Source organism: Paenibacillus sp. MB22_1 (assembly GCF_047200555.1).
Lineage (GTDB): Bacteria > Bacillota > Bacilli > Paenibacillales > Paenibacillaceae > Fontibacillus > Fontibacillus phoenicis.
The window spans coordinates 1566681-1593228 of the sequence record NZ_JBLADV010000001.1; the positions used below are offsets into that span (position 1 = coordinate 1566681).

The window sequence follows — 26548 nt, forward strand, 5'->3', positions numbered from 1 at the left end:
TTGGACTCAAAATAACGTCATCTGAGTCCGTTATCTGTTAGGTCTTGGCGATACCCCCTCGTTCAATGAGGCAGCCGCAGCCCCTCCTCCCCCTCGACCAGCTTTAGCAGCGGCCAGCGTCTGAGCCAATCTTTGCCGTTGACCCACTTCCGGAACACGTCGTGATCGTGAAAATACGGACCCTGCCGAACTTGAAGTGACAGGAGATCGTCCAGCCCAAAGGGCGCGATCAGCTCGACCTCCCCCGCAGCGTTCAAGCGTGCGCCAACGGCTGTCGCTGTTTCCGGCCAATGGCGCATGGCATCCTCGACGGAGCGGTAAGGGGCCGTCCCATTACGTAAATGCATGCGCGCCTGATTTTTCACCGACCAATTTAGCCGAGGATTTCGTTCGCGCAGCCGTGCATCATAAACTTTCTCCGCCTCTTCATCCAGACACGCCGGATCATAATACAGCACGTCCACATCGTGCAGCGGCGTCCGTTCGGCATAGCCATGAAGCACGTCCCAGACAAAGTTGCGGATATAACCGGCGGCAATGCAGCCCTGAGGCAACCTCAGCTCAGCAACGAGCTGCAGATCGGCCATTATCTCCGGCTGACGACGGATCGCCTCGCGCAAATCGGCTGCACCTGCAATCGTTGGCATCATCAACTCCCCGCCTCCTGCTCTTTTAATGCTTCATCCTTTGGCAGCAGGACGGTGAGCAGACCGATCAACGGCAGCAAGGAGCATACCTGCATAATGAACAGAATGCCTGCCTGATCGGCAAAGTTCCCCAACACGGCGGAACCTAAGCCGCCAAGTCCAAAGGACAAGCCGAAGAACAGGCCGGAGATCAGCCCTACCTTTCCCGGCAGCAGCTCCTGCGCATACACAACGATAATCGAAAAAGCCGAGGACATGATCAGGCCGGCAATGACGACAAGTACACCTGACCAGAACAGGTTAGCGTAAGGCAGTAGCATCGAAAACGGCGCCGTTCCAAGAATAGATACCCATATGATGTTGCGCCGACCATAGCGGTCCGCGATCGGCCCGCCAAAAAACGTACCCACCGCCGAAGCCGCCAAAAAGGCGAAAATATACCATTGTGCCGTATCTTTAGCAACGCCGTAATGGTCCATAAGGAAAAACGAATAAAACGTCGAGATGCTGATCGAGTAGACGTTTTTGGAGAATAACAACAGCACCAGCACGGTGATGGCCAGTATGATCTTGCCCCGGCTGAGGCGGCTCTTTGGCCGAGCGGCTCCGCCCGCGGCTGCCGAACCTGTTGTACGCGGCTTACGCGGTTTCAGATCCTGCCCGCTGTACCATTTTGCCACGAAAAACTGGATGACGATCGCCGCCACTGCCGCCAAAGCAAACCAAGCGACGCTGGTCTGACCCAAAGGGATAAAGATCAAAGCGGACATGATTGGACCTAACGAAGCCCCGATATTCCCGCCGACCTGAAAAATCGACTGCGCCAGCCCGCGTCTCGTACCTGCAGCCAAATAAGCAACGCGCGACGACTCCGGGTGGAACACCGACGAGCCCAGCCCGATAGAGGTCACCGCCAGCAGAATAAAAGGATAGCTGGGGGCAAAGGCTAGCATGACGATGCCCGCCAGCGTAAAGCAAACTCCGAGCGGCAGGATGTAAGGCCGAGGCCGAACATCGGAGTACAAACCGACCAAAGGCTGGAACACGGAGGCCGTCATGTTCATGGCAAATGAGATCCAGCCGATTTGGCCATAGGATAACAACAGTGATTCGCGCAGCACCGGGAATAAGGCCGGGATCGCCGATTGCATCGTGTCGTTTAATAAATGCACCGTGCTGATCGCAAAAAGAATCGGATAGACCGTGAATGCAGGGTTAGCCGTTTTGACGGCGGTTGACTGGTTCATCTTGACCTCACATTTTTATCTGATATAGGATGGTTTGCTTCATTTACTTTGGAACGTTTTTATCCGGATCCGACCCAAAACGTTGGTTGCGGTTTAACCCATCGATCGCCTGAATCTATGCCTTTCAGTAACTCATGCTCCAGCAAATGACCTTGGCCCAGCGGCGAGGCTTCCAGATGAAACGCAGTCTTGCAGATGATATGGCAACTTCGACATGGGTTTCGTCCTCCTTCAGTTCAGGTGATTTCTGGTAATATCCTACATCAAGTAAACCGAATTGAACAGAGAACAAACCAAAAAGACTGCCCAAAGGCAGCCTCAAAGGTGAAAATTTCATATTTAGATAGTTAAGTATGATTAAGTATAAGTATATAAGATCAGGCTGTTTCTCTAGACCGGCGCAGCTTTTGTCTGGCGCGATACAACACGATTTTGAAATGGGATAACGAGATGCCCATCAAATCCGCCGACTCCTGATAAGAGAAGCCCTGTACGTCATACAGCAGCACCGCATGTTGTTGATTGGGCTGCAAAAAAGCCAGCTGCGCGTATAGTTCCCGGCGGTTTTCCTCGCCAAGCACGGATTTCTCCGGTGTATCGTCACTCGGATAACGGTGGAAAAATTCATTTTCGTACGAGGACGACCGGCTTTCCTTCCGCAGCAAGTCGATATAAGCGTTATGGGCGACGCGAAGAAGCCAGGCCTTGGCCCTTTTCCCCTCTGCTTCGTGCAGGTGCATCAGCGCCCGGCAAAACGTCTCCTGCATCAAATCCTCAGCGATATGCGAGTTACGGCACATACTATACAAATATCGAAAAACGTCATTTTTATATTCGCGGTAAAGCAAATCCATAGAACGAGTCTTCATGATTGATTCCTCACTTTCTCCCGGCTTTCAGAGCAAGGCTGTCTTTATATCTCCGCCATACTTGGTCCATTATGCCGAATAGAGTTTGCGTCCCGACTAAGAAATTGTTAAGTTTTCCTTAAGAATTTACTGCGTTTTCCTTAAACAAAAAGACGCCATCTGGCGTCATCATGCGAATTCTAGTTGATAGTTCATGCACCGTCCCGGCGTAACCGCACCGTAAACGCGGTACGATACTCGTTGCTGTCCGCTGAGATTGTGCCATGATGCAAATCGACGATATGCTTGGCGATCGCGAGGCCAATGCCGGAGCCCCCCGTCTGGGAAGCGCGCGACTTCTCCACACGGTAGAACCGGTCAAACAGATGCGGCAAGTCGACGGTCGGGATCGGATCGCCGTAATTCACAACCTCTGTGATGATTTCATCGCCTTCCTGCCAGCCGCGAATATCCAAATACTTGCCATCGTGGCCATACCGGATCGCATTGGTCATCAGGTTCTCGTAGACTCTGCGAAGCTTGTCCCCATCCGCCTGAACGTACAGCGGCCCATGCAGGTACAGCCGGCATTCCATGCCGTTCTCCTGCAACTGCCAGCCGAAATGGGCAGCCATTTGATGGAGCATCTCCGCCAGATTAATCCGCCTGAACTCCAGCTTCATCTCCTTATTCTGCATACGCGTATATTCGAACAAGTCCTGCAGCAGCTGCTTTAATCGAAGCGACTCCTCGTAGGCCATGCTGACATAATAACGCAGCTCAACCTCATCGCGGTAACGGTCCTCTTCGATAAGTCCCAAATAACCGGTAATCGAGGTAAGCGGGGTGCGCAAATCATGGGATACGTTGGTGATCAGCTCATTTTTCGTCTGCTCCGCCCGTCGCTCGTCCTCGATGGATGTGACCAACCGATCGATCATCCGGTTGATATCGGTCGCGAGCTGTCCAAGCTGCCCGACGTTCTGCACAGGGATTTTCCGTACGGAGCCGGCTTCGATTTTATGGACCTCTTCGATCAGCTGCTCCAAGTATCGCTTCTCTTGACGGCGGAGGCTGCGGCGGTAAAAATATAACGAAAACAGCATAAGAATCGGCACGCCGGTTAAATAATACGCTTCCGGGAAACCGATATTTCGGTTAATCCACATCACCACATTGTACACCGTCATACTCGGGAAGGTGAGGAAAAACAACCGCGCCAGCAAAATAAGCAGAAACAGCGAAATGAGTGAAGTGACGACGGTCCAGAACAACCAGGCAACAAAACGCAGGCTAGCTTTCAAGTTTGTAGCCGACCCCCCATACGGTACGAATCAGCTTCTCCCCATCCATTTCCTTCTCCAGCTTATCACGGAGGCGGCTGATATGCACGGTTACAGAATTGCTGCTGTCCAAATATTTGTCCTTCCAGATCAGCTCGAAGATCTCTTCAGAACCAAACACCCGCCCGGGATGGCTGGCTAACAAATGCAAAATGCCAAATTCGATAGGCGTCAGCTTCAGCGGGTTGCCGTCTACGGTCGCCGTGTGCGTTTCTTTGTCGATCGCCAGCGAGGCGATCTTGATGATATGATCCTGCGATGACTGCGTTGAGCTTGGCGGCTGTGCTGTATAGGAGGAGCGGCGAAGCAGCGATTTGACGCGGGCGACGAGCTCCAGCGGATTAAACGGCTTCACCATGTAATCGTCCGCTCCGGTCATCAGCCCGGTAATCTTGTCCATATCGCCGTCCTTGGCGCTAAGCATTAAGATCGGCGTGGTCTTCGATTCACGGATCTTCATACAGACAGATATTCCGTCGAGCCCGGGGAGCATCACGTCAAGGATCACCAAATCAACCTCATCCTGCTCGGTGATCTCCAGCGCCCGCAAGCCGTCCTCCGCCTTCAGGACATGATAGCCTTCATTCATCAGATATATTTCGATCAGTTTTGCGATTTTTTCGTCATCATCGACAATTAAAATACGTTTACTCATTCATCCAATCATCCTTTATTTGAGCTGGTTAGACACGAGCACACAATACCATCATACCATGTCTGTTGCCTCCAAATCCAAATAAAAGGTTACAATTTCCACCGATTATGGTTTCCAGCGGAAAGGGATGAACACGTTAAAGCTTGAGCCCTTGCCAGGCTCGGAAGTCACCGTAATCTCACCTTGATGGATGTCCACGATTTTTTTGACGATCGACAGTCCCAGCCCGCTGCCCCCATCGCTGCGCGTGCGGGATTTGTCCGCTTTATAAAAGCGCTCAAAAATATGAACCAAATCCTGCTCGAACATACCGATCCCGTTGTCTGCCACCGTCACAACCGCCCGTTCCCCTTCAGACGTGAGGGAAACTCGAATTTCCCCGCCTTCCGGCGTAAACTTGATACTGTTATGAAGCAGATTCATCCAGACCTGGCTAAGCAGATCCTCGGCGCCCTCCACCTCCAACGCTGAAACTTCCATCTGTATTTGAATGTTCTTGGCGAGCCACTGAGGTTCACAAGCCAATACTACGTTTTGCAGTTGGCGATCAAGCCGAAACCGGTTCGTTTGCAGCGAGGCACGGTCCGTCTCCAGAGCGGAGAGCTTCAACAAATTGTCGCTCATCTGCGCCAAACGGCGGCTTTCCGATTCGATGATCTCCAGGTAATGGTTCCGTTTCTCTGGAGATAAGTCCGGTCTGCGCAAAGCTCTGGCAAAGCCGCGGATCGAGGTCAGCGGCGATTGGATTTCGTGCGACACGTTGGAGATGAAGTCTTGTCGCATCGTTTCCATTTGTCCCAAAGCTCCGGCCATTTCGTTAATGCTGTTAACGATGGTTTCAAACTCTCGCATCCGTTCGAATCCGACGATCCGAACCGAGAAATCCCCTTGGGAGATCCGGCGAATCGCGTCTATCACGATGTTCAGGCTTCTCAGTTGACGGGGCCGGAACATCGCGGAGATCAGAAGCACGACCAAGAAAAATAAGATGACTCCGAAAATGACATTCAGCAGATCGATGACATAAGCAGAAAAAGGAGGCTCCCATTTTCGGTAAACCGCTGCGGTTACCCAGCGCGCCAAAGACCAAGTCGTACCAAAACAGGCGAGGATGACAAGGATCTGGCCGATTCGGAGCAATATCTCTCCTGCTCTCCTCCAGAAGGTCAACGTTCACACACCTCCAAACGATACCCGAGACCGCGGATCGTACGAATCTTAAATCCAAACGTTTCCTCGGGAAACCGTTCGCGCAATCGATTAATATGCACATCTAGCGTGCGTTCATTTCCTTCAAAATCGTATCCCCAGATTTCCTCAATAAGCTGCTCCCGGGTGAGGGTTCGCCCTGCATAACTGCCAAGCTTGAACAGCAGCTCGAACTCCTTAAGCGGCAGCGTAATGCTGCTTTCGCCGCTTTCAACTTCAAAAGTTTTGCGGTTCATTCGCAGCGCGCCAATCGTCACGGTTTGGGAGATCGACACCTGATAGCGCTTGAGCAGCGCCTTCACCCGTGCGACGAGCTCGGCCGGTTCGAACGGTTTGACGAGATAATCATCCGTGCCCAGCTCGAAGCCCTTAACCACCTGCCGAGTCTCCCCCTTCGCCGTCAGCATGAGCAGCGGCATATCATAGTAGCGGCGCAGCTCACGGCAGAGGTCCCAGCCGTCCATCTCCGGCATCATGATGTCCAAAATCACCATGTCGACCTTCTCCGATTCCACCAGAGCGAGCGCCTTGCGTCCATTCTCGGCTTCCATCACCTGATCGATGCCCGCTTCCTCCAGGAACAGGCGAACCAGCTCGCGGATATGCTGATCGTCGTCAACTACGAGAATTTTAGCCATGTTGCATCTCTTCCTCCTCGTTTTCGAGCGGTTCCGACTCTTCTCGGCTTGCGGCGATTTGCAGCTGCTGCGAGGCGAACTCGCGATACATGGCGTGCTGACGCAAGAGCTGCTCATGTGTGCCTCGGCCCGTAACCTTCCCTTTTTCGATAAAAATCAGCTGATCCGCCCCAATGACGGTGGAGAGACGGTGGGCGATGACAATCGTCGTCCGGCCTTTCATGAGGTTATTTAGCGCCTTCTGGACGACGATTTCCGAGCGGCTGTCCAGGCTCGAGGTCGCTTCGTCCAGCATGAGGATTTTCGGATCGCGCAACAGGGCCCGTGCAATCGCGATCCGCTGCCGCTGCCCGCCGGACAGCTTAACCCCGCGCTCGCCGACATCGGTATCGAACCCGTTCGGCAGTTCGGCGATAAAGCCGTCAGCATAAGCCATCTCCGCCGCCCGCTGCAGCTCCGCTTCGCTGACTTCGCGCTCGATGCCGTAGCACAGATTCTCACGGATGGTTCCGGCGATAATCGGGCTTTCCTGCGAGACGTACCCAATCATCCCACGCCAGGAGCGAAGCGAAAACGAATCGATGGGGTCATCTCCCAGTCGGATACTGCCCTGCTGCGGCACGTAAAACCGCTCCAGCAAGGAAAATAACGTCGTTTTGCCGCCGCCGCTTGGGCCAACGACCGCCGTTACCGTCCCCGGCTCCATCGTAAAGGAAACGTCCTGCAACACCGGCTCGTCCGGTTTGTACCCGAAGGTAACCCCGTCCACGATTAACGGCTGATCCGCCTTCGTAATCTCCTGACCTTGGCCAAAAGGCTCCTCCTCGGCATCCAGCGTTTGGAGAATCCGTTCCGTAGCGCCTTTGGCTTTCTGAAGTTGGGTGAAAAACGTCGTCAACTGCGTCATCGGCATGACGATCTGAACGAGGTACAGAATAAACGCCACCAGTTCCCCGGCGGACAACCCGCCGCCCGCCACCTGCATCCCGCCGTAGCCAATTACCACGACGAGCAGCATCATCATGACAAAGGCCATAAACGGGCTAATCCATGCCATGACTTTGCCCTCCCGCACGCCGAAGGAGAGCAGTCTGCCAATCGCTTGGCTGCCGCTTTCATATTCCTTCCGCTCCGCGTTCGATGCTTTGACCAGGCGGATTTCGGACAACACCTGGCTTAAGGCCGCTGTAAAAGATGCGGTCTCGTCCTGCATGGCCAGCGAAATTTTATACATCGTCCGGCCCAGCGGTACAAGAATCAAAGCGGCAAGCGGGATCACCGCGAACATCACCAGGGTCATTTTCCAGTTCAAGTAAAATAGAACGGCCACCGCACCCAGAATCGAGATGATTCCGCTGATAAAGCCGGAGACCTGTTCGGAGATCAACGTTTTGATGATCCCGGTGTCATTGGTCATTCGGCTGACCGACTCCCCGGTCCGATTGTTGTCGAAGTAAGATACCGGCAAGCAGAGCAGTTTCTTCCATAAACGATCCCGCAGGCCAGCAACCATGCGCTGACCGGTATAATTCAGCAGGAAGATCGATAGTCCCGAAGCGACGGACATCCCGACAAATGCGGCGCCGATCCACACGATCTGCGAACCGCTGATGGAAGACAACGAAAAGCCGTCAACAAGATTCTTCGTGAACATCGGAATCACGAGGCTGACCAACGTTGACAGCAAGCTGAGGACGATCGCGACGGCAAACAGCGGCAGCGGCGGCTTCGTTTCCCGCAGCAGGCGGAAAAACGCCTTTGAGCTTCCACCACTTGTGCTCACTTGACGATCGGTATCTTTAAAATTGAAGTTATTCCTTGGCATGTGTTTCTCTTCCCTTCCATCTCTATCTGAAACAAGACGAGCCGGAAATACCGGCTCTAGGAAAAAGACTACATTCGGAATTTAAACTGAAGTTAAACAAAATAAAACCTTAACTAGAGATTCTCCACTTCCACGCTGATGACATGGTTAATCTTCCGGAGAAAATGGTACAGCTCCGTCGTATACTCCTTCTCCGATGCGGTAATCACCATATCGATCCGCTGGCGTCCTTCCTCCAAGTCTTTGATTTTCAGCCGCCGAATCCGGTGCTTGTTCACTTTCGTTCCTTGTTCTGGATCACCGCTGCATTCGATGATACGAATCAGTTCGGTTACGTTGCCGTGATCCTCCATGACGATTTTGATGGAGACATCGCGCTGATTCAGCTTATAGGGTCCAATCCATTTAATGATATAGGGTACGACATTCACGGAAATGATCAACAGAACCACCGTTAATGCAGCAGCCAGATAAAACCCGGTTCCGATTGCGATCCCAATCCCGGACGCTGCCCAGATCATCGCCGCAGAGGTAAGGCCGGAGATCCCCTCATTGCTTCGGCGAAGTATCGCCCCTGCCCCCAGGAAACCGATCCCGCTGACGATTTGCGCAGCTAGCCGCATCGGATCCATGTTCGGATGATCCGGTCCGGCGAATTTGGCAAACGCCTCGATCGACACGATCGTAACCAAGCAGCTGGCAATACAAATAACCATACTCGTCTTGATTCCCAGCGGTTTCTGCTTTAATTGCCGGTCGATACCGATAAATAACCCGAACAATAGAGCTAGGCCAAGCTTTACAACCATTTCCATTTCGTTGTTCATGATCGCAACTCCTTCAAGTATATAAGGTGAGTATAATTGTATTCGGCACTTTGGTGCAAATCGAACATACCCGCCCAGAAGATAAAAAAGAGACCCGGCTAACGGATGGATCTGCCCCTGTCAGCAAGAGTTTCTTGGACTTACTACTTCACAAGTTCAGAAAAGATATCGTCAGGGTTCGCTTCAGAATGAGAGTGCACAAATTGATCATATGATCCCTCAAAAGTGAACCTCCCCTGGTTCAGTAGATGAATCTTACAATCCACTTTCTGAAAATCATGCAGCGTATGGCTTGATAGTTAGAGGGATAATTTTCTAATATTGTTAGATTTTCTGTTAGACTCATTTTATTTTTTCCCTGCTTCGTTGGTCAAGAAGAAAAAAGCCTGAAACGTATTTAAACGGCTCAGGCTTCTGAAATTGCATATCAGATAAATTAGAATCTTGCAGCCAGCTCGGCAGCGCGTTTTACGCCATCTTGAATAATTTCTTCGGCGCGGTCTTGGAATTGATTATGCCCCTCGACCACAACGGCTTCCGGATCGTTAATGCCCCAGAAGGCCAAGGTGTTCTTTACATAGTTCAGAGACATTTCCAGCGCACTCATTGGACCTTCGGAATAAACGCCGCCGCGCGCTTGCAGCAACGCTACTTTCTTGCCGCCGACCAGGCCAACCGGACCTTGCTCGGTGTACTTAAACGTTTTACCAGCTTGGTTCAAGTAGAACAGGTAGGTCAACAGCTGTGCCGGAATCGTGAAGTTCCACAACGGGAACGCAAATACAACTTTATCCGCATTCAAAAATTGCTCCAGATAACCATTGGCCAAGTCAGCAGCTTTTTGCTCTTCTGGCGTTGTCGGGATCCCATTATTGACTTTGAACAGCCCGTTTAGCATATCCAAATCATAATAAGGCAGGTTCAACTCGAACAGGTTCAACTCGGTGATTTCATCATTAGGATGAGTTTCTTTGTAAGTTTGCAGGAAGCTTTCATACAACTTTACAGTAGCAGATTGCTCTGCTGGGCGATTATTGGCTTTGACAAATAAAACTTTAGACATCTGTGGTTTCCCTCCAACTCTTTATCTTTACTTTCTTTTTTCTAGTTACTCTATATTATCTTGTAACTGATTTAACAATGGTAATGATAAAGGCTAACTACCACTTTGTCAATTACAGATTCAAAAAAATCAAACTTCCTTCACTGCCGTGTTGCCTGCGTTCCACGTCCAAATTTGCTGCGAACCTGCTCTGCTGCCGCCGTCATTTGCCGCAGCGCTGCGACCGTTTCGTGTTGTCCTCTCGTTTTCAAGCCGCAATCAGGGTTCACCCAGAAAAGTTCCGGGTCCAAAACTTGGAGCGCCCGCTCGATCAACCGTGCCATCTCCTCCGCAGACGGGACGCGCGGGCTATGAATGTCGTAAACCCCCAGCCCAATTCCAAGCGGATACGTATGCTTCTCAAAACTCTGGATCAGCTCGCCGTGGCTGCGCGACGTTTCGATCGAGATCACATCGGCATCCAGCGCACGGATCTCCTCCAAGATATCGTCAAATTCGCAGTAGCACATATGCGTATGAATCTGCGTCGTATCCCGGACCGATGAGGTCGTCACGCGGAACGCCTTCACCGCCCACTTCAAATAGTTCGCCCAGTCCTTCTGCTTGAGCGGCAGCCCTTCGCGCAGCGCAGGCTCGTCCACTTGGATCATCTCGATCCCCGCTTCCTCCAACGCCTCGACTTCCCTTCGCAGAGCCAGAGCAATTTGATAAGCCACCTGCTCCCGGGACAGGTCGCTGCGAACAAAGGACCAGTTTAGGATGGTGATCGGTCCCGTTAACATCCCTTTCACCGGTTTGTTCGTCAAGCTCTGGGCATAGGCCGTTTCCTTAACGGTCATTGGCCCCGCAAATTCGACGTCTCCATAAATGATCGGCGGTTTTACGCAGCGCGTGCCGTAGGACTGTACCCAGCCTCCTTGCGTAAACGCAAATCCCGGAAGCTTCTCTCCGAAAAATTCCACCATATCGGTGCGCTCGAATTCACCGTGCACCAATACGTCGAGCCCGATCTCCTCCTGGAGCTCAACCCATTTGCGGATTTCCGCTAGAATGAACGCCTCGTACTTCTCTGGGCTCCACTCACCTTTACGCCATTTCTGCCGGGCGGCCCGAACCTCGGCGGTTTGCGGGAAACTGCCGATCGTGGTTGTAGGCAGGAACGGCAGCTGCCACTTCGCCTGCTGCTTACGCCGCCGTTCGGCGAATGCGCTGGCGCGCTCGGCCGGAGCCGCTGCAGTCTGCGCTGCTTCTTCCCGCACCGAAGCAAGGCTGCGGGCCGGATCTGCGGCAAGTACAGCCAAGGCGCGACGATTCTCGGCGAACTGCACCGGCTCTGGTTCTTCCCCATTTGCCGCCCTGCTTAAGCTCACCAACTCCTCCAGCTTCTGCTCGGCAAAGGCCAACGCATCGCGCAATACCGGATTAAGCCGCTCCTCCCCTGCAGCAGATACCGGGACATGCAGCAAGCTGCAGGAAGGCTGCACGATCACATCCGGCGCTCCGGACTGGAGCGAAATCGTCTTCACCAGGCTAAGCGCCTCATCTAAATCCGTACGCCAAATGTTCCGCCCGTCAATCAGTCCCGCTCCTATCGTCTTGCCAGCGGGAAAGCCGTAACGCCGGAGCGCTTCCAGGTTACCGTCCCGGCCGTGTACGAAATCCAACCCCAAGCCGTGCACCGGCAGTTCAATCAGATCTTCGTATCGTTCAACCGCATCAAAGTAGGTTTGCAGCATCAGCCGCAGTCCCGGAACCTCCTGCGCGATCGCCTGGTAGATCAAGCGAAGCCGGTGTACGTCCTCCTCACTTAAAGAGACAACGATAGCCGGTTCGTCGATTTGCACCCAATCTGCGCCCGCCGCCTTCAGCTCGCGCAGCACCTGTACGTATAGCGGCAGCAGCTTGCGGGTCCAAGTCTCGACTTCCCCCGCCGTTTCCCCCTTGGACAGCTTCAGCAAAGTAAACAGCCCAAGCAGTACAGGCCTTCCGTTGATCCCGAGCTCCTGTTTCGCTTCCAGATAAGCCGCCAGCGGCCGATTGACGGTCAACTTGGGATCTCGGTTCCCAAGCTCAGGCACGATATAATGGTAGTTCGTATTAAACCATTTGGTCATCTCACTGGCGGTCGCTTGGTCGTCGCCTCTTGCGATGGCGTAATACAGATCAAGCGATACTTGGTCACCGTTCCATACGAAGCGCTCCGGTACTAGGCCAAACATCGTCGCTGTATCAAGGACGTGATCGTAATACGTAAAATCGCCCACCGGGATGACATCAAGTCCCCGATCCCGCTGCAGACGCAGGTTGTTCAAGCGAATCTCTTTTAATCGAGCATGGAGCTCCGGCTCCGTGATTTTTCCTGCCCAATAAGCCTCGATCTGCTTCTTCCATTCCCGTTGTCCTCCGATTCTGGGATACCCCAGATTTCCGCTAACAAAGTTCCCCATATTCATTGCCTCCCATTGGTAAGTTCAAAACGCGCCAATCCGTAAAGCACAAAAAAGGTCCTCGATAGCATGGCTAAAGAGGACCTTCGATCCGTTGTTCGATGGCTTGCAACTTTAACACCTCCCTATCTCCCGTAGGTACAGCAGTGCTGTCGAAATAGGCAGGTCTCCTGGCTTCGGCATCATCGCCGGATGTGACCTTCCCAATGATTACATCACCAGTGGCATCTCACACATCCGACTCCTCCGTTACAGTGGCGGGACCGCGCCGGCATTGCACCGGACTTCCCTTTTAAGCTCCGGCCAATCTTGGCCGGAACACCTATTTCCGCTATATTCGGTTGGAATATACCTACCATCTTACTTCATCTGCCCCGCGAATACAATATCAAACAGATCGGAATTAACTTATTTATGCAATGAGAATGGGAATCAAATGACAACATTTTCGACAACTTTCATGTGATACCTATCACAATGCGGTCTTCGGACCCATCGTACGATGAAGGTACATCAAGGAGTTATTGCTTAACCATTTCAGATAGAAAGAGGAATGACCGATGAAATCGCGGAACATCCCGAAGCATCTATTGCTTAGTTTGTGCTGTCTGGTCATGATTGCCGCAGCATGGTTTGCGTTCCCATCGGAGACACCCCAGGTCAGTGATACCGTCCTGCAAGAGGAAGAACAGCATCTCCATCCACCGCCAGTTGAGCCAATCATTCAACGGGAAGGCCATACCGTCCGCATTGAAATGACCGCGCAGCAAGCGGATATCGAGATTTCCGAAGGCGTCACTTATCCCGCCTGGACATTTAACGGTACCGCCCCCGGGCCGGTGTTGCGCGTGAAGCAAGGCGATCAGCTGGAGTTTACCTTAAAAAACCTAGATCCAGATATGCCGCATTCGATGGATTTCCATGCGGTCCATGCCGCTCCAAGCGAGAAGTTCGTTGAAGTGATGCCTAACGAGCACGGCACGTTTACTTATCCCGCCAACACGCCAGGCGTGTTCATGTACCATTGCGGAGCAAGTCCGGTACTGCTGCATGTAGCCAATGGGATGTATGGGATGATCATCGTTGAACCGAAGGACGGATACCCTACGGACTCGGATATCGACCGAGAATATACGATCGTCCAAAGCGAGTGGTATGCGGCAAATGATTTGGATGCTTTTCAACAAGGTGATCCGGAGTATGTTGTGTTCAACGGCGATGATTTTACGTTAAAAGAACACCCCTTGCTCGCCAAAGTCGGCGACAAGGTTCGGCTGTACGTCATCAATGCGGGACCAAATCATGTTTCTTCGTTCCATGTGGTTGGGACGACCTTTGATCGCGTCTATCTGGACGGGAATCCAAGCAATCAGCTGTACGGCATGCAAACGGTGTTGCTTCCGGCCGGCGGCGGCGCAGTCGTTGAGTTTACCGTCATGGAAGAAGGCGATTATCTGATTTTGACCCATCAGCTGGGTGATGCTAACCTCGGAGCTACGGCGATCCTGCGCGTAAGCCAGGACGGGACAGATCATGGAGAACCGGTGATGAGCCATTAATGAAATACCATTTTCACGCAAATTCATAAACGAGGTGACGTTGGATGAATCGACAAGACGCCAGAATTGTAGAGCTGGACGTTCGAGAGCAACTACGGAACAAACTGGAGCCGTTCCAGCTCATCATGGATACTGTCAAAAAGCTGGAAAAAGACGATCTCTTCGTGCTTCACGCCCCCTTCAAGCCGACCCCTTTGCTCAAGCTTCTGAAAATGAAGGGACTCGTCGGCAAAGCGGTGATGCTAGACAAAGAGCATTGGATCACGACATTTGTCCATAAGAAAAACAAGGCATGGCTCGAAGAGGAAAACGAATCCGTACCAGTTGAAGCAACCGCAGAGATTGCTCCGGCATCAACGGGTGGATCCGGCGAATCTGCCGCCAGCCCTAACATCATCACGCTGGACAACCGTGGTCTGGAACCGCCGCAACCGATGGTTCGAACGCTGGCAGCCTTGGATCGCTGCAAATCAGGTGATGAGGTGCATATTCACAACGACCGGGTACCGGTATTTCTTATCGAGGAATTAAACAGCTTGGGCTGCACCTATACGGTGGAAGAACAACCGGATGGGACGGCCAAAGTCCAAATTCGCAAACCTTAAGGAGGTGAACCTGATGCCGGCCATGTCCCGCCTGCCCTTTCTCTTTATCGTCACCGGAATCTTCGGATTCGTCCTGTTTCACGCCACCTCCCTGATGTCACTCACAGGCTGGATCGGCGATGATATCCGCGGCCCGGCCGGCTGGTTCCAGGTGCACCTGTTTGTGCTGGGCTGGGCAACCATGCTGGCGATGGGTGCCGTCTACCAGCTGATCAACGTTATTTTGCAGTCGAAGATCTACAGCGAACGTCTCGGGTATGTGCATTATACACTTTTTACGATTGGTCTGTTTGGTCTGCTATTTGGCTTCATTCAAGGCGACACGTATTGGATTGGCGGCTTTGCCACACTCGCATTCTCTGGAGTTGTCCTGTTCGTTTGGAACCTGGCCGCCACATTGCTGCGGGCCGAAACGTGGAACGCGATCACCATTAGCACTGCCTGCGCGGTGTTTTACCTGCTGCTCACCGGGTTATCCGGGATGGCGATGGGGATCAATTTTGCGACCGGTCTTTACAACGATTTGCACGAAAACCTATTTGGTACGCATATCTGGCTGGGGACGCTAGGCTGGTTTGGTCTGTTGATCACCGGGTTCAGCTACAAGCTGTTGCCGATGTTTTATTTGTCCCATAACTATCCAACCCGGCTGGAATATGTCGTCTTAGGGGTATGGAACGCAGGGGTTCTGCTAGGCGCGACTTCCTTTCTGTTTGGTTTGCCAACAGGCTTCAAAATTGCCGCGCTGCACCTGATTGTTGTTGCCGTCCTTTGTTATAACGTTCATCTGTTGCAAATCCGCAGCAAACGGCATAAACGCAGCCCGGGGGCAGGCATTGAATGGACAGTCACCGGAAGCCAAATCTTTGCCGCCTTTGCGGTCATGTTTGCGGTTCGGGCACTGGTGTCACCAGGGCAACTGCTGGAAACTCAAACTGTTCTTACAGCCGGCTTTGTTTACTTAAGCTACTGGGTGTCGTTCACGGTGCTTGGATACGTGTCCAAAATCGTACCGTTCCTGTGGTGGACCTACAAATACGGCAAGCAAGCCGGACGCCCGGGAACGCCGGTACTGGCCGACCTGCTGGACGAGCGGAAAGTGAATCTCGGGTTAACCTTGATTCTCTGTGCGAATTTGACCGTCCTCATCGGCATCGTGACCGGCTCATCGATCGTTATTGCCATCGGAGGCGCCGTATTATCCATCGTTTCGGTGGCTTATATCGCTTTGATCGCAATGGTGTTTGCTCATTAACGACAATGCAAATGGAGGTTAGTGGCCATGAATAAAATTGAACAAATCCGTGAATGCCTGCGTGAGGTTTATGATCCCGAGCTGGGCGTAAATATCGTTGATCTAGGGCTGGTATACGACATTCGGGAAGAAGATGATCATGTCTACATTCAGATGACTTTAACAACGCCGGGCTGCCCGATGCATGATACGATTGTTGGCGGTGTTCGTTGGGTTCTTAACGATCAACTTGGAATCCAAAACCCGGTCATCGACGTCGTCTGGGAGCCGCGCTGGTCGCCGGAGCAGATGTCGGAGGCAGCCAAGGAGCAGTTGGGGTATTTTTGAGGTTGTGATGCAACGGGATAATCACGTAAGGGATGCCACACGCATGCAGAAATACAGCTCTCCTTATCAAAAAAAGCTGGCGACTTCATCTGCTGGATGAGCCGTCAGCTTTTTATTTTACGATCAAGATGCCTTTCATTTCCTTGTGGTTCTTGCCGCAGGAGATGTTGCAGGAGTACTCAAAGGTTCCGGCTTGGTCAGCCGTAAACGTAATCGTTTTGCCTCCGCGGACTTCTTTGTTGTATCCTTTGATTTTCAACGAATGCATCCCCTGCGTATTTTTGAGCGTAATCTGCACCGTATTGCCCCGTTTGACCTTGATTTCCGTCAAGTCGTATCCCGATGAGCTGGCATGAACGGTAAACGACTTCACCGGTCCTGTTGTTTCCGCCGCCGGCTCAGATTCGCCAATATAGCGCCCTGGGGCGTCGGCACATGCCGATAGCAGAAGCATCCCGGCCGCGAGCAAACAGGCAACAGCACCCAAACGTTGATTCATCAGCTTCTCTCCCCTTCTTGAACTAAGAGCTACTCTCAGTTTAGAACGGGAAGGCTTCACGCTTTGTGATTTCCGTCACAACTTCGACATTTGTCCCTGCAGCCATTGAAATCACCCTCGCGGGTCGATCCACCCTTGCTCCAGCGCATAACGCGTGAGTTGTACCCGGTTTTCCAAATGCAGCTTTTGCAAAATGTTTTTAAGATGGTTTTTTACCGTCTGATCGGAAATGTGCAACACCCCGGCAATCTCCCGATTGGTCATGCCCTGCGCAACCCAGCCAAGGATCTCCCGTTCGCGGGCAGTTAGCGGAGGTTGTTCACCGCTTGTCCGCCTGTTCACCGGAAACTCCTGCAAAATCCGCAAAGCCAGCTCACTGGATAATGGCGCTTCATCGCTGGCGATCGCCCTTAAATATTCCAACCAAGTTCCGGGCTCCAAGTTTTTGAGCAGGTATCCCTGGGCGCCTTGCTTCAGCGCTTCAAACAGATGAGCGGCGTCATCCGATACCGTAATGAGCACGATCTTCACATAAGGGTAGCGCAGCTTGATCTCGCGGGTCGTTTCCAAGCCGTCCTTGCCCGGCATGCGGATATCCATCAAGATCAAATCCGGCATCCACCGCTCCGTCTGGGCAATGGCCTCGTCGCCATTTTCCGCGTAAGCCACGATTTCAAAGGAATCATCCTCGGCTAATATCTCCCCGATCGCTTCCCGGGCATGAGGATGATCATCCACGACCAACACGCGAACCTTCATCTGAACCGCCTCCTCCCCGAATTTGAATCGTCGTCTCTCCTGGCTGGGACGCAACCGTCAGCTCCCAGCCCATCTCGTTCGTCCGCTCTCGCATGATCTGCAGGCCGTAGCGGCCTGGTCTCGCCGCACCCTCCTGCGCAAAGCCGCACCCGTGATCTGTGATCGTGACGGTGAAATCCTGCGCATCTCCCGATGCCGAGATCTCGATGGCTTGTACGCCCGCATGCTTGGCTGCGTTAATCACCGCTTCCCGCAGGCAGGACACCAGCTCCATCTTCGCCTTCGCCGGCCAGCCCGCTTCCTCCAGCTGCCAGTCCAAATGCAAAGTGAGCTGCTGTTCAACAGCGATTCGACGGACGATTGCCGACATGGAGGCTTCATCCGCTTCGCCTTCCCGAGAGTCTGGCGGAATCCGCAGATCGGAAATCGCCTCCCGCACATACCGGTTCACTTCATGGATCGATTTGCGCAGCCCGTTCCAATCATACGAACTACCTGCCGCCTGCTGCTGCCGTTCTGCCCGGTCCACCTTGACGGAGAGAAGGAACAAAGATTGCGCGATCCCATCATGCAGCTCACGAGCCAGCTGCTCCCGCTGCTCCAAACGGGCCTTCAGCGCCCGCTCCCGCTGCAATTCCTCCTGCATGCGTTCCAAGTTCGAAAACCAGCGATATTGCAATGTAATACTCACCGCAAACAAAATGACCGGCGTCAACACATTCCCTAGCTCCATCGACACAAACGGCATGAGAAATTGGTGGCGTACCACCTCCCACACCCCGACCACCAGTGTTGGAACAATCAGGATCAACCATTTCGTAAATTTATAGGACATCGTCAAACTCCTTAAGCCGTTTTCCTTCGACTTAACTTTACATAACCCGAGATTGGACTGGCAAGCGTTAGACAAAAAAATTGAATCCTTTCGTTAGATAAAGCCGTAAAATAAAAAAGCAAGGCGGAACTGCCATTCCGCCCTGCGATGCAATACGTGCGTTACCTTACAGCATCTTTTTGATGTCATCCTTGATCGCTTCGGATTGCGGTCCGAACACGACTTGGACAGCGCCTTTGCCGAGTCTCATGACGCCCGATGCGCCCAACTGCTTCAATGCGGCATCGTTCACCTGTTTATCGTCCTTGACGACGAGGCGAAGGCGGGTAATGCACGCATCCACGGACTCAATATTTTCCGGTCCGCCGATGCTGGCCAGGATTTTGGCCGAACGGTTGTCACTAGCCCCCGAAATCACACCTTCGCTAGCCTCTTTCGACTCCATTTCAAACTCGTTTGGATCGTCAGAACGTCCCGGCGTTTTCAGGTTAAAGGCTTGAATGATTACCCGGAAGAGCACATAGTAAATGACGAAGAATACGAGACCGACCGGAATAAGTACCCAAGCGTTCGTGGACAGCTTCATGTTAACCAGATAATCGATTAACCCTGCTGAGAAGCCAAAGCCCAGTTTCACATCAAGTGCATACATGACGTAGCCGGCAATCCCTGTAAGAATCGCGTGAACGACATAAAGCAATGGCGCCACGAACATAAAGGAGAATTCAAGCGGTTCTGTAATCCCGGTCAAGAACGCGGCAAGTGCTGACCCGATAAAGATCGAAGCAACCACTTTCCGTTTTTCTTTCTTTGCCGTATGAATAAAAGCTAAAGCTGCGCCCGGCAGAGCGAACATCATGATCGGGAAGAAGCCGGTCATAAACATACCCGCCGTTTTGTCTCCGGCGAAGAAACGGGACAAGTCACCGTGAACAACTTCACCCGCTGCATTCGTAAAGTCACCGATTTGGAACCAAGCAATCGTGTTGATGACATGGTGCAAACCGATTGGAATCAAGAGACGGTTGGCGATACCGAATACCAGAGATCCGATTCCACCCAAACTTACGACCCATTCGCCAAAATTACTAATTACATCTTGAATTGGGCTCCAAATCATCCCGATCAGAACGGCAAGTACCATTGTGCTTGCTGCGGTAATAATCGGAACAAAACGTTTGCCGGCAAAGAAGCCAAGCCATTCCGGCAATTTAATATTATGATACTTCTTATACAGATAAGAAGACCAAGCGCCGGCGAAGATCCCACCGAGCACGCCCATATTCAGCACCGTGTCATCGGCAATCCATGGGAACGCTGCAGGGACAACTTCCAAGACTTTAATTAATACTTGATAGGCGATAAGAGCGGATAATGCGGCTACTGCATCGCCGGCAAATCCGATGGCGACCCCCACTGCGAAAATAAGTGCCAGATTCCCAAAGATCGCACCCGCTCCTGCGTTCAGAAACGGGGCGAAATAGGTGTTCAGGAAGCCGCCTACCGCCGATCCAAGATGGAGATCTTTCTCATAGTTGAGCAGGCCGAAACTTTGCAAGATACTTGCTGCCGGCAGTGTCGCTACAGGAAGCATTAGCGACTTTCCTAGCTTTTGTAATTTAGCTAGCATGCACAAACCATCCTTTCCTTACTTCTTGTATTTTATTGTAAAACCGCCTTTAAAATGACGCTGCTGCCTGCCGTCACAGGACCGGTGATGGGTTCTACGCTGCTCGTCACTTCTCCGGCGTTTGTTACTATAATTGGCGAAATCACCGGATAACCAGCTTCGCGAATGGCTGCCAGATCAAATTCGATTAGCAGCTGACCTGCTTTGACTTTGTCCCCCACGGAGACATGGGCAGTAAAGCCCTCGCCTTTGAGCGACACGGTATTGATTCCGAGATGAAATAGAAACTGCAATCCGGACGAATGCTCCATCATCACGGCATGGTTACTTTTGATGACATGAACGACTTTGCCGTCAAACGGCGCAACCAGACGTCCTTCGCTGGGTTCAACAGCGATCCCCGGACCCATATGGCCCCCTGCGAACGCTTCATCTGGAACTTGAGCTAACGGTACAGCCTCCCCGGTTAGCGGCGAGAGGATCTCCAGCACTTTACTCTCCGTATTTTTCTTTCTCCATTTTGAAAACATATGGCTCTCCTCCTAATTCTGATTACCTATATTCTGGCATCTTTAAGAAATCAATATGCCCTACTCTCGGATATTGGGAGATACAGGCGAAAAAAAGAGCCAAGAAAAGAAGCCTATTGTTTATCTAGGTCTGCTTTCCTTGGCTCATGCCCATTCTGAATCAATGGTAACACGCCAAAAGTCATTCAATTGTCGGTCGGTTATGTGACTATAATAATTCAAGCTCTCGCTAGCGTCAATAGAAAAATGAAAGCGCACACAAGATGTTAATTATTTAAATTTTTATCCTTATAGAGCCTGAAATAACGCGGGTACCTTATCCGGTTCCCAGCCAGGCAGCGACGTGTGGGCTTGAATTACTTTATAGGTTACACCGTTATACGTTACGAGCTGATTCACAGTATACGACGTATAAGGTGCCCAAGCTGTCGCCCCCGTCCCTGCCGAATCTGTGGTGACCGTCACCGCATTGCTTGCAGGCGAGAGATTACCGGCGGCGTCTTTCGCTTTCACGGTAAACGTATAGGAAGTAGATGGCGAAAGTCCGTTAATCGTAGCCGTTGTCCCCGTCACCGTCGCAACGAGTTGACTACCGTTGTATACCTCATATCCAGTCACGCCGACATTATCGGTCGATGCGCTCCAGCTCAGGCTGACGCTGGTCGAGGTTTTGGCCGTCACCGTAACGTTGCCCGGCGGGGTGGGAGCGATTGTGTCGCCCGGGTCGGTTCCAGGCTCGGTCGTGACCGTCAGCGGAGCGCTGGCCGGTGAGACATTGCCCGCAGCATCCCGTGCAACCACCGTAAAAGTATACGTCGTTGCGGGGGCAAGACCGCTGATCGTCGCCGTCGTCCCGGTTACGCTGGCCGCTTGCGTTCCGTTCCGGAAGACGTTGTATCCAACAACGCCGACATTATCAGAAGAAGGCTGCCAGGTTAACGTGACAGAGTTCGCCGTTTTGGAGGTGACCTTTACACCGGTAGGGGTAGACGGAGCCACCGTATCTCCCGGCGGCGTTACGCCTCCGCTCAGATCGTTGTTCAGCTTGGTGAGCAGCGTTTTGTTGCGGTCACCGCTCAGTTCCCAGAACATGGCGCCGGCAAGACCACGGCTCTTGATATAATCGGTTTTGAAGCCGATGGATTGTGGATCGTCATAAGAGATAAACCGCCGTACCGAAGGATTATACAGGTACGGCACCTTGGCCGTATCGTTCCAATAGCGGCTATACCCGTTCTTATTGATATAATTCGCTTCCAGGTCGTAGTAATCAAAAGAACCAGCCTCCCAAGTTCCGACGGAAGACGCTCCGCTGGCGCTTTGGTATTGCCCGTTGCCGGCGTTGTTTACGCCATCCCAACCGCGACCGTAGAATGGAATGCCAAGCACCAATTTATTGGCGGGAACACCGGCATTTAAGTGGCCTTGCACTGCGGCGTCGGCATTAAAGACCGAGGCGCTGGGCACGCCGGCGTTGCCTGCGGCCGGATCGTAGTACAGCGGTGCATTATGGGCCGTAATTTGCTGCCATCCGCCGTTAAAATCATAAGTCATAATATTAATCCAGTCGACGATGGATGCGATATTGCCGAGCTCCGTATTGCTAACGAAGGAAGGCGAAGCTCCGGAAGCGATCGTCAGCAAATATCTTTTGCCATCCACCGTTCCGGCTGCATCCAGCTTATTCCGGATCTCCTGGAGCAGCTTCGTATAGTTCTGCTTATCCTCCGGACGATAGCTATTCCCGGGCAATCCACCGGCAACCGGATACTCCCAGTCCAAATCGATGCCGTCGAAATTGAACTTCCGCAGGAAGTCAACGGCCGAGTTGGCGAACGTTTCGCGCGTGACTTGGCTGGCAGCCACATCGCTGAATCGGTTGGACCAGGTCCACCCGCCCACCGATATAATCGTCTTCAAGTGCGGATTCGCCTGTTTAAGTTTATTTAGCTGATGAATATTGCCTGCGTACGGTTGATCCCAGGTGTCGCCGGGAAATAGCTTGCCGGTATCGATCCAAGGATCGCCCAAGACGATCGTGCCGTTGGGCACGTTAATCGTTTGGCCCTTCTCGTCCTGCGTCGGCCAGGTCACAGGGTTCGGCCCGGCCGGATCCGGATTGCCGTGACGGCCGTCCCAGGCGATATCGGCGAAGGCATAATTGATATGGGTGATTTTGGAGGCATCGATATCATAGACATTAAAATTGCGGTCATAAGCCCCCCAGGATGGGTAATAGGCAACGATTTTGTAAGGATCGGCAGCCTCAGCGGCTTTCGGTTGGAGCAGGCCGCCCGGCAGCAGCAGAGATAAAGCCAGACAGGTCAGAGTAAACAGCTTCCACTTCTTGGCGAAGCTTCGGGTTCTTATCGATTGCATCACTTAAATCCCTCTCTTTCAATCGAAATTGAATTGGAATAAAGCTAGCAGCAAGAACTCTGGCTGTAAGATCCACAAAACGGACCAACGTCACAAATCTTCCGTGCTCGTCAGCAAATCTCCTTTCCTTATGGAACTAACCGATGGACTCCTCGCTTGTCCTCTGTCCGCCGCAGCCGATCACCTCCGCAAATTCAGATCTCATTTCATTCCTTGTAAGCCCTCAAAGCCAATCCCGGCGCCTATAGGATTTCTCTGAAGTGTTTACAAAACTATTAAATCATAATAGATATGGTGATAAAAGGATAAATTTCTATTATTTAATCGAACATCGGCTATAAAGCGCAATAAAAACGCGACAATCTGAGAAGATCGCCGCGTCTTAAGAATGATATATGCACGCTGGTTCGGTCGATATATTCGATTTTTCATACACATTTTGTGGCAAAACGTTGAAATTGGGAAATCTATATGATTTTTCATATAAAAATGTGGCTTTCGGCTCCCCGCAGCCCGAATCTATATGAAATTTCATATATAACTGGCAAAAATGGCCCCCTGTCCGCTGAATGTATTCGATTTTTCGCATACAATCACGTGCAAGCCCGGATCTAGCCGTCCGTTTACTTCCAAACTAAACTAACGTTGTCCATCCGGCCTTACTTTTCGGGTCGCGGTGGCCTGAAGCGGATCGTCCGGCCAGTAATGCTTCGGGTAACGGCCTTTCAGGTCTTTTTTGACCTCAAAATAAGTGTGTTGCCAAAAGCTGCGCAGGTCCGACGTGACCTGAACCGGCCGGCGGGCGGGCGACAGCAAATGCAGCGTAATTGGAACCCGTCCAAACCCGATCCGCGGCGTTTCCATCATGCCAAACACTTCCTGCAAGCGTACTGCCGCATAAGGGGCTTGGGGGCCGTCGTAGTGAATTTGAATTTTGGAGCCGCTGGGGACAAGCAGGTGCGTTGGCGCTTCGGCGTTTAACTCCTGCTGCTGCGGCCAAGTCAGAAGGCCCTCCAGTATGTTGTATAAGGACAGCGCCTGCAGATCCGCCCGCTTACGCACGCCGGACAAATACGGTGCCAGCCATTCCTCGGCGGTTGCGGCTAGCGTCTCATCCGATACATCCGGCCAGTCAGGATTTAGGCGGTGCAAAAACATCAGCCGCTCCTGCAGCTTCCGCGCCTTCTCCGTCCACGGCAAGATGGCGACGCCTTTGGCGGCAACGGCCTCGAGCAAGGCTTGTGTGATCTGCTCTGGACTCGGCGACGGGTCCGGCTGCTCCCGCAGAACGATCGCGCCAAACGTCCGGCGGATTCTCGCCCGCACCGTTCCCGAAGCGTCATCCCATTCCGCGCTTCGCTCCTCGGTAATCCCCTCCGCATGATGGCGGTACACGTCCTCTTCCTCCAGCGGGGCCGCCAGCAAAATACGTCCTTCTGCTCCTTCGTCGTCAACCTCGGCAATCGCCAGGAACGCGGATTGGCCTAGGGAATCCTTGCGGAGCAACTGCGCCCCCCGCCCGTTCCGCATCAAATACCGCCCATCCGGGCGGCGGAACGCGATCCGATCCGGATAAGCGAAGGAGACCAGCAAGCCGCAGCAGCGGTCCAGATCCGTTGGAACGGAGGCTGCCGGCACGGGAGCTGTCGGCGGCGTTGGATCGGCCAGCTCGGCACCGGCCGCTGCTTCGCCGTCCGGCGGCTCGAAATCGGGGTCGTCTCCGGCATCCGGGACGACCCACTCGCCGAGCTCGGCGGACACATCGGGCGCGCCGGGCGGCACAGCCTCAGCAAGCGGCTCCAGCTCAGCGAGCCGCTGCTCCCACTGGCGGGCGAGCGCAGCGATGCGCCGCAGCCCGTCGGGCCCGGGCTCCTGTGCTGCGGCGGCGGCTGCCAGGCCGCCCCTGCCCCGGGAGCCCGGGGCCTCGGCCGCGCGTCCGGACGCGGCCAGCACCAGCGCCAGCCGGCCGCGCAAATCCGCGTCGCGCCCGGCTGGCCCACGCAGCAGGTCGCGCTCTTCGAGCAGCGCGGCCAGCGCGCATGCCGGCGCGCCGAGCCCCAGCTCGCGCGCCCGCAGGAGCATGTGCGCGAGGCGCGGGTGCAGCCCGAGCGCGGCCATGCGGCGGCCGTGGGCGGTGATGCGCCCGGCCGCGTCCAAGGCGTCCAGCTGGCGCAGCAGCTGGACCGCCTGCGCGTACGGCGCCGGCGGCGGCGCGTCGAGCCACGCCAGCTCGTCTGGCGCGGCGGCGCCCCACGCCGCCAGCTCCAGCGCGAGCGGCGCGAGGTCCGCCTCGAGCATCTCCGGCGCCGTCCGCGCGGGAAGCAGGCGGTCCTCCGCCTCGCTCCAGAGGCGGTAGCACACGCCGGGCGCCGTTCGCCCGGCGCGGCCCCGCCGCTGGTCGGCGGAGTCGCGGGCCGCCCGCACCGTCACGAGCCGGCTCATGCCGGTGCGCGGCGAGAACAGCGACGTGCGGCGGAGGCCGCTGTCGATCACCACGGTCACGCCGTCCACGGTCAGGCTCGACTCGGCGATCGACGTCGCCAGCACGACCTTGCGCTGTCCCGCCGGCGCGGGCTCAATCGCCCGCCGCTGCTCCGCTTGCGGCATCGCGCCGTACAGCGGCGCCAACATTACACCCGCCGGCAGCCCGCCCTCCGCCAGCAGCGACTCGGTACGGCGGATTTCCCGCGCTCCCGGCAGGAACACGAGCACGCTGCCGTCATGCTCCACAAGGGCCCGGCGAACCGCACGGTCCACCTTGCGTTCCAGCGGCTCGTTTGGAGCTCCCGGCGCATATACCGTCTCCACCGGGAACATGCGTCCCCGGCTTTGCACAACCGGTGCGCCGTCCAGCATCTCCGCGATCGGCCGGGCGTCCAGCGTCGCCGACATGACGAGCAGCCGCAGGTCGTCGCGGAGCAGCTGGCGGCTTTGCCAAGCCAAGGCCAAGCCAAGGTCAGCATGCAGGCTGCGCTCATGAAATTCGTCGAAGATGACCAGACCCGTCCCGAGCAAGGCCGGGTCCTGCTGCAGCATTCGCGTTAAAATCCCTTCGGTGACGACTGTAATCCGCGTTTTGGCCGACACCCGGCTGTCGCCTCGCATGCGGTAGCCCACCGTCTCACCAACCGCTTCACCTAGCTGGGACGCCATATATACAGCGGCAGCCCGAGCCGCTAACCGGCGCGGCTCCAGCAGCAAAATCCGCTGTCCCCTAAGCCATGGTTCGCTAAGGAGCGACAGCGGAGCACGCGTCGTTTTGCCCGCCCCGGGCTCCGCCAGCAGCACGGCGGTTCCCGTTTGGTCAAGCGCTTTTTGCAGCTCAGGGATTACTTCATCAATAGGCAAAGGAAACTTTGTCATGATTCTCTCCTTACGGGTTACACTATGAAAACATTTTACCATACGGTTCTAAGAAACG

The 26548-nt window shown here is 53.8% G+C and carries 22 protein-coding genes and 1 riboswitch; of the genes, 4 read left to right on the forward strand and 18 right to left on the reverse strand.

The window, feature by feature from the left end:
* Window positions 1-62 precede the first annotated feature (62 nt).
* From ACL02P_RS07300 to metE, 11 genes are all read right to left on the reverse strand, one after another.
* The gene (locus ACL02P_RS07300; RefSeq protein WP_412837035.1) at window positions 63-650 is read right to left on the reverse strand and encodes a nucleotidyltransferase family protein; all 588 of its coding nucleotides are present in this window, start codon (window positions 648-650) and stop codon (window positions 63-65) included.
* Window positions 650-1894, reverse strand: a complete 1245-nt coding sequence (locus ACL02P_RS07305) for an MFS transporter (protein ID WP_412837036.1) — start codon at window positions 1892-1894, stop codon at window positions 650-652. The genes ACL02P_RS07300 and ACL02P_RS07305 overlap by 1 nt, the downstream gene beginning before the upstream one ends.
* A 377-nt stretch (window positions 1895-2271) precedes the next feature.
* Entirely contained in the window at window positions 2272-2763 is a 492-nt protein-coding gene (locus tag ACL02P_RS07310; RefSeq protein WP_009223152.1) for a sigma-70 family RNA polymerase sigma factor, read from the reverse strand.
* 191 nt (window positions 2764-2954) lie between these two features.
* Entirely contained in the window at window positions 2955-4046 is a 1092-nt protein-coding gene (locus ACL02P_RS07315; RefSeq protein WP_009223151.1) for a sensor histidine kinase, read from the reverse strand.
* On the reverse strand, window positions 4036-4740 hold the full coding sequence (locus tag ACL02P_RS07320; RefSeq protein ID WP_009223150.1) for a response regulator transcription factor: 705 nt from the start codon (window positions 4738-4740) through the stop codon (window positions 4036-4038). The genes ACL02P_RS07315 and ACL02P_RS07320 overlap by 11 nt, the downstream gene beginning before the upstream one ends.
* Before the next feature lie 105 nt (window positions 4741-4845).
* Window positions 4846-5880 carry a sensor histidine kinase gene (locus ACL02P_RS07325; RefSeq protein WP_232282199.1) on the reverse strand — a complete coding sequence of 345 codons (1035 nt, stop codon included), beginning with the start codon at window positions 5878-5880 and terminating at the stop codon, window positions 4846-4848.
* A 26-nt stretch (window positions 5881-5906) separates the two neighbouring features.
* On the reverse strand, window positions 5907-6587 hold the full coding sequence (locus ACL02P_RS07330) for a response regulator transcription factor (RefSeq protein ID WP_009223148.1): 681 nt from the start codon (window positions 6585-6587) through the stop codon (window positions 5907-5909).
* Window positions 6580-8412 carry an ABC transporter ATP-binding protein gene (locus ACL02P_RS07335; RefSeq protein WP_009223147.1) on the reverse strand — a complete coding sequence of 611 codons (1833 nt, stop codon included), beginning with the start codon at window positions 8410-8412 and terminating at the stop codon, window positions 6580-6582. The genes ACL02P_RS07330 and ACL02P_RS07335 overlap by 8 nt, the downstream gene beginning before the upstream one ends.
* A 113-nt stretch (window positions 8413-8525) precedes the next feature.
* Window positions 8526-9239, reverse strand: a complete 714-nt coding sequence (locus ACL02P_RS07340; RefSeq protein ID WP_009223146.1) for an MgtC/SapB family protein — start codon at window positions 9237-9239, stop codon at window positions 8526-8528.
* Between the two features lie 436 nt (window positions 9240-9675).
* Window positions 9676-10302, reverse strand: a complete 627-nt coding sequence (locus ACL02P_RS07345; protein WP_009223145.1) for an FMN-dependent NADH-azoreductase — start codon at window positions 10300-10302, stop codon at window positions 9676-9678.
* Window positions 10303-10442: 140 nt separating this feature from the next.
* A complete protein-coding gene (gene metE / locus ACL02P_RS07350) occupies window positions 10443-12749 on the reverse strand; it encodes a 5-methyltetrahydropteroyltriglutamate--homocysteine S-methyltransferase (RefSeq protein ID WP_412837037.1) in 2307 nt (768 codons plus the stop codon).
* Window positions 12750-12891: 142 nt separating this feature from the next.
* Window positions 12892-13090: riboswitch (cobalamin riboswitch) on the reverse strand.
* Between the two features lie 219 nt (window positions 13091-13309).
* Here metE and ACL02P_RS07355 point away from each other — a divergent pair.
* Genes ACL02P_RS07355 through ACL02P_RS07370 form a run of 4 tightly spaced genes read left to right on the forward strand, consistent with a single transcriptional unit; the run spans window position 13310 to window position 16495 of the window.
* Window positions 13310-14308 carry a multicopper oxidase domain-containing protein gene (locus tag ACL02P_RS07355; RefSeq protein ID WP_412837038.1) on the forward strand — a complete coding sequence of 333 codons (999 nt, stop codon included), beginning with the start codon at window positions 13310-13312 and terminating at the stop codon, window positions 14306-14308.
* A gap of 44 nt (window positions 14309-14352) precedes the next feature.
* Window positions 14353-14913, forward strand: a complete 561-nt coding sequence (locus tag ACL02P_RS07360) for a DUF2249 domain-containing protein (RefSeq protein ID WP_260069924.1) — start codon at window positions 14353-14355, stop codon at window positions 14911-14913.
* 13 nt (window positions 14914-14926) lie between these two features.
* Window positions 14927-16168, forward strand: a complete 1242-nt coding sequence (locus ACL02P_RS07365) for a hypothetical protein (RefSeq protein ID WP_339302105.1) — start codon at window positions 14927-14929, stop codon at window positions 16166-16168.
* Window positions 16169-16195: 27 nt separating this feature from the next.
* Window positions 16196-16495 carry a metal-sulfur cluster assembly factor gene (locus tag ACL02P_RS07370; protein ID WP_036643790.1) on the forward strand — a complete coding sequence of 100 codons (300 nt, stop codon included), beginning with the start codon at window positions 16196-16198 and terminating at the stop codon, window positions 16493-16495.
* Between the two features lie 112 nt (window positions 16496-16607).
* Here ACL02P_RS07370 and ACL02P_RS07375 read toward each other — a convergent pair whose 3' ends face one another.
* From ACL02P_RS07375 to hrpB, 7 genes are all read right to left on the reverse strand, one after another.
* Window positions 16608-16994, reverse strand: coding sequence for a cupredoxin domain-containing protein (locus tag ACL02P_RS07375; RefSeq protein WP_260069922.1), 387 nt, complete (start codon window positions 16992-16994; stop codon window positions 16608-16610).
* 111 nt (window positions 16995-17105) lie between these two features.
* Entirely contained in the window at window positions 17106-17753 is a 648-nt protein-coding gene (locus ACL02P_RS07380; RefSeq protein WP_260069921.1) for a response regulator, read from the reverse strand.
* A complete protein-coding gene (locus tag ACL02P_RS07385; RefSeq protein ID WP_009223137.1) occupies window positions 17725-18588 on the reverse strand; it encodes a sensor histidine kinase in 864 nt (287 codons plus the stop codon). The genes ACL02P_RS07380 and ACL02P_RS07385 overlap by 29 nt, the downstream gene beginning before the upstream one ends.
* Before the next feature lie 166 nt (window positions 18589-18754).
* On the reverse strand, window positions 18755-20218 hold the full coding sequence (nagE, locus tag ACL02P_RS07390) for an N-acetylglucosamine-specific PTS transporter subunit IIBC (protein ID WP_260069919.1): 1464 nt from the start codon (window positions 20216-20218) through the stop codon (window positions 18755-18757).
* Window positions 20219-20250: 32 nt separating this feature from the next.
* Window positions 20251-20748, reverse strand: a complete 498-nt coding sequence (locus tag ACL02P_RS07395) for a PTS glucose transporter subunit IIA (protein WP_009223135.1) — start codon at window positions 20746-20748, stop codon at window positions 20251-20253.
* A 288-nt stretch (window positions 20749-21036) separates the two neighbouring features.
* On the reverse strand, window positions 21037-23127 hold the full coding sequence (locus tag ACL02P_RS07400) for a glycosyl hydrolase family 18 protein (protein ID WP_412837039.1): 2091 nt from the start codon (window positions 23125-23127) through the stop codon (window positions 21037-21039).
* A 639-nt stretch (window positions 23128-23766) separates the two neighbouring features.
* Entirely contained in the window at window positions 23767-26490 is a 2724-nt protein-coding gene (gene hrpB / locus ACL02P_RS07405; RefSeq protein ID WP_412837040.1) for an ATP-dependent helicase HrpB, read from the reverse strand.
* Window positions 26491-26548: the final 58 nt, after the last annotated feature.

Bases quoted from the DNA above. Each gene is read 5' to 3' on its own strand.
- ACL02P_RS07360 (WP_260069924.1), top strand. From the start codon at position 14,353: ATGAATCGACAAGACGCCAGAATTGTAGAGCTGGACGTTCGAGAGCAA.
- ACL02P_RS07305 (WP_412837036.1), bottom strand. From the start codon at position 1,894: ATGAACCAGTCAACCGCCGTCAAAACGGCTAACCCTGCATTCACGGTC.
- ACL02P_RS07335 (WP_009223147.1), bottom strand. From the start codon at position 8,412: ATGCCAAGGAATAACTTCAATTTTAAAGATACCGATCGTCAAGTGAGC.
- ACL02P_RS07375 (WP_260069922.1), bottom strand. From the start codon at position 16,994: ATGAATCAACGTTTGGGTGCTGTTGCCTGTTTGCTCGCGGCCGGGATG.
- ACL02P_RS07380 (WP_260069921.1), bottom strand. From the start codon at position 17,753: ATGAAGGTTCGCGTGTTGGTCGTGGATGATCATCCTCATGCCCGGGAA.
- ACL02P_RS07345 (WP_009223145.1), bottom strand. From the start codon at position 10,302: ATGTCTAAAGTTTTATTTGTCAAAGCCAATAATCGCCCAGCAGAGCAA.
- nagE (WP_260069919.1), bottom strand. From the start codon at position 20,218: ATGCTAGCTAAATTACAAAAGCTAGGAAAGTCGCTAATGCTTCCTGTA.
- ACL02P_RS07300 (WP_412837035.1), bottom strand. From the start codon at position 650: ATGATGCCAACGATTGCAGGTGCAGCCGATTTGCGCGAGGCGATCCGT.
- ACL02P_RS07395 (WP_009223135.1), bottom strand. From the start codon at position 20,748: ATGTTTTCAAAATGGAGAAAGAAAAATACGGAGAGTAAAGTGCTGGAG.
- metE (WP_412837037.1), bottom strand. From the start codon at position 12,749: ATGGGGAACTTTGTTAGCGGAAATCTGGGGTATCCCAGAATCGGAGGA.
- ACL02P_RS07385 (WP_009223137.1), bottom strand. From the start codon at position 18,588: ATGTCCTATAAATTTACGAAATGGTTGATCCTGATTGTTCCAACACTG.
- ACL02P_RS07330 (WP_009223148.1), bottom strand. From the start codon at position 6,587: ATGGCTAAAATTCTCGTAGTTGACGACGATCAGCATATCCGCGAGCTG.
- ACL02P_RS07400 (WP_412837039.1), bottom strand. From the start codon at position 23,127: ATGCAATCGATAAGAACCCGAAGCTTCGCCAAGAAGTGGAAGCTGTTT.
- ACL02P_RS07310 (WP_009223152.1), bottom strand. From the start codon at position 2,763: ATGAAGACTCGTTCTATGGATTTGCTTTACCGCGAATATAAAAATGAC.
- ACL02P_RS07370 (WP_036643790.1), top strand. From the start codon at position 16,196: ATGAATAAAATTGAACAAATCCGTGAATGCCTGCGTGAGGTTTATGAT.
- hrpB (WP_412837040.1), bottom strand. From the start codon at position 26,490: ATGACAAAGTTTCCTTTGCCTATTGATGAAGTAATCCCTGAGCTGCAA.
- ACL02P_RS07340 (WP_009223146.1), bottom strand. From the start codon at position 9,239: ATGAACAACGAAATGGAAATGGTTGTAAAGCTTGGCCTAGCTCTATTG.
- ACL02P_RS07365 (WP_339302105.1), top strand. From the start codon at position 14,927: ATGCCGGCCATGTCCCGCCTGCCCTTTCTCTTTATCGTCACCGGAATC.
- ACL02P_RS07320 (WP_009223150.1), bottom strand. From the start codon at position 4,740: ATGAGTAAACGTATTTTAATTGTCGATGATGACGAAAAAATCGCAAAA.
- ACL02P_RS07355 (WP_412837038.1), top strand. From the start codon at position 13,310: ATGAAATCGCGGAACATCCCGAAGCATCTATTGCTTAGTTTGTGCTGT.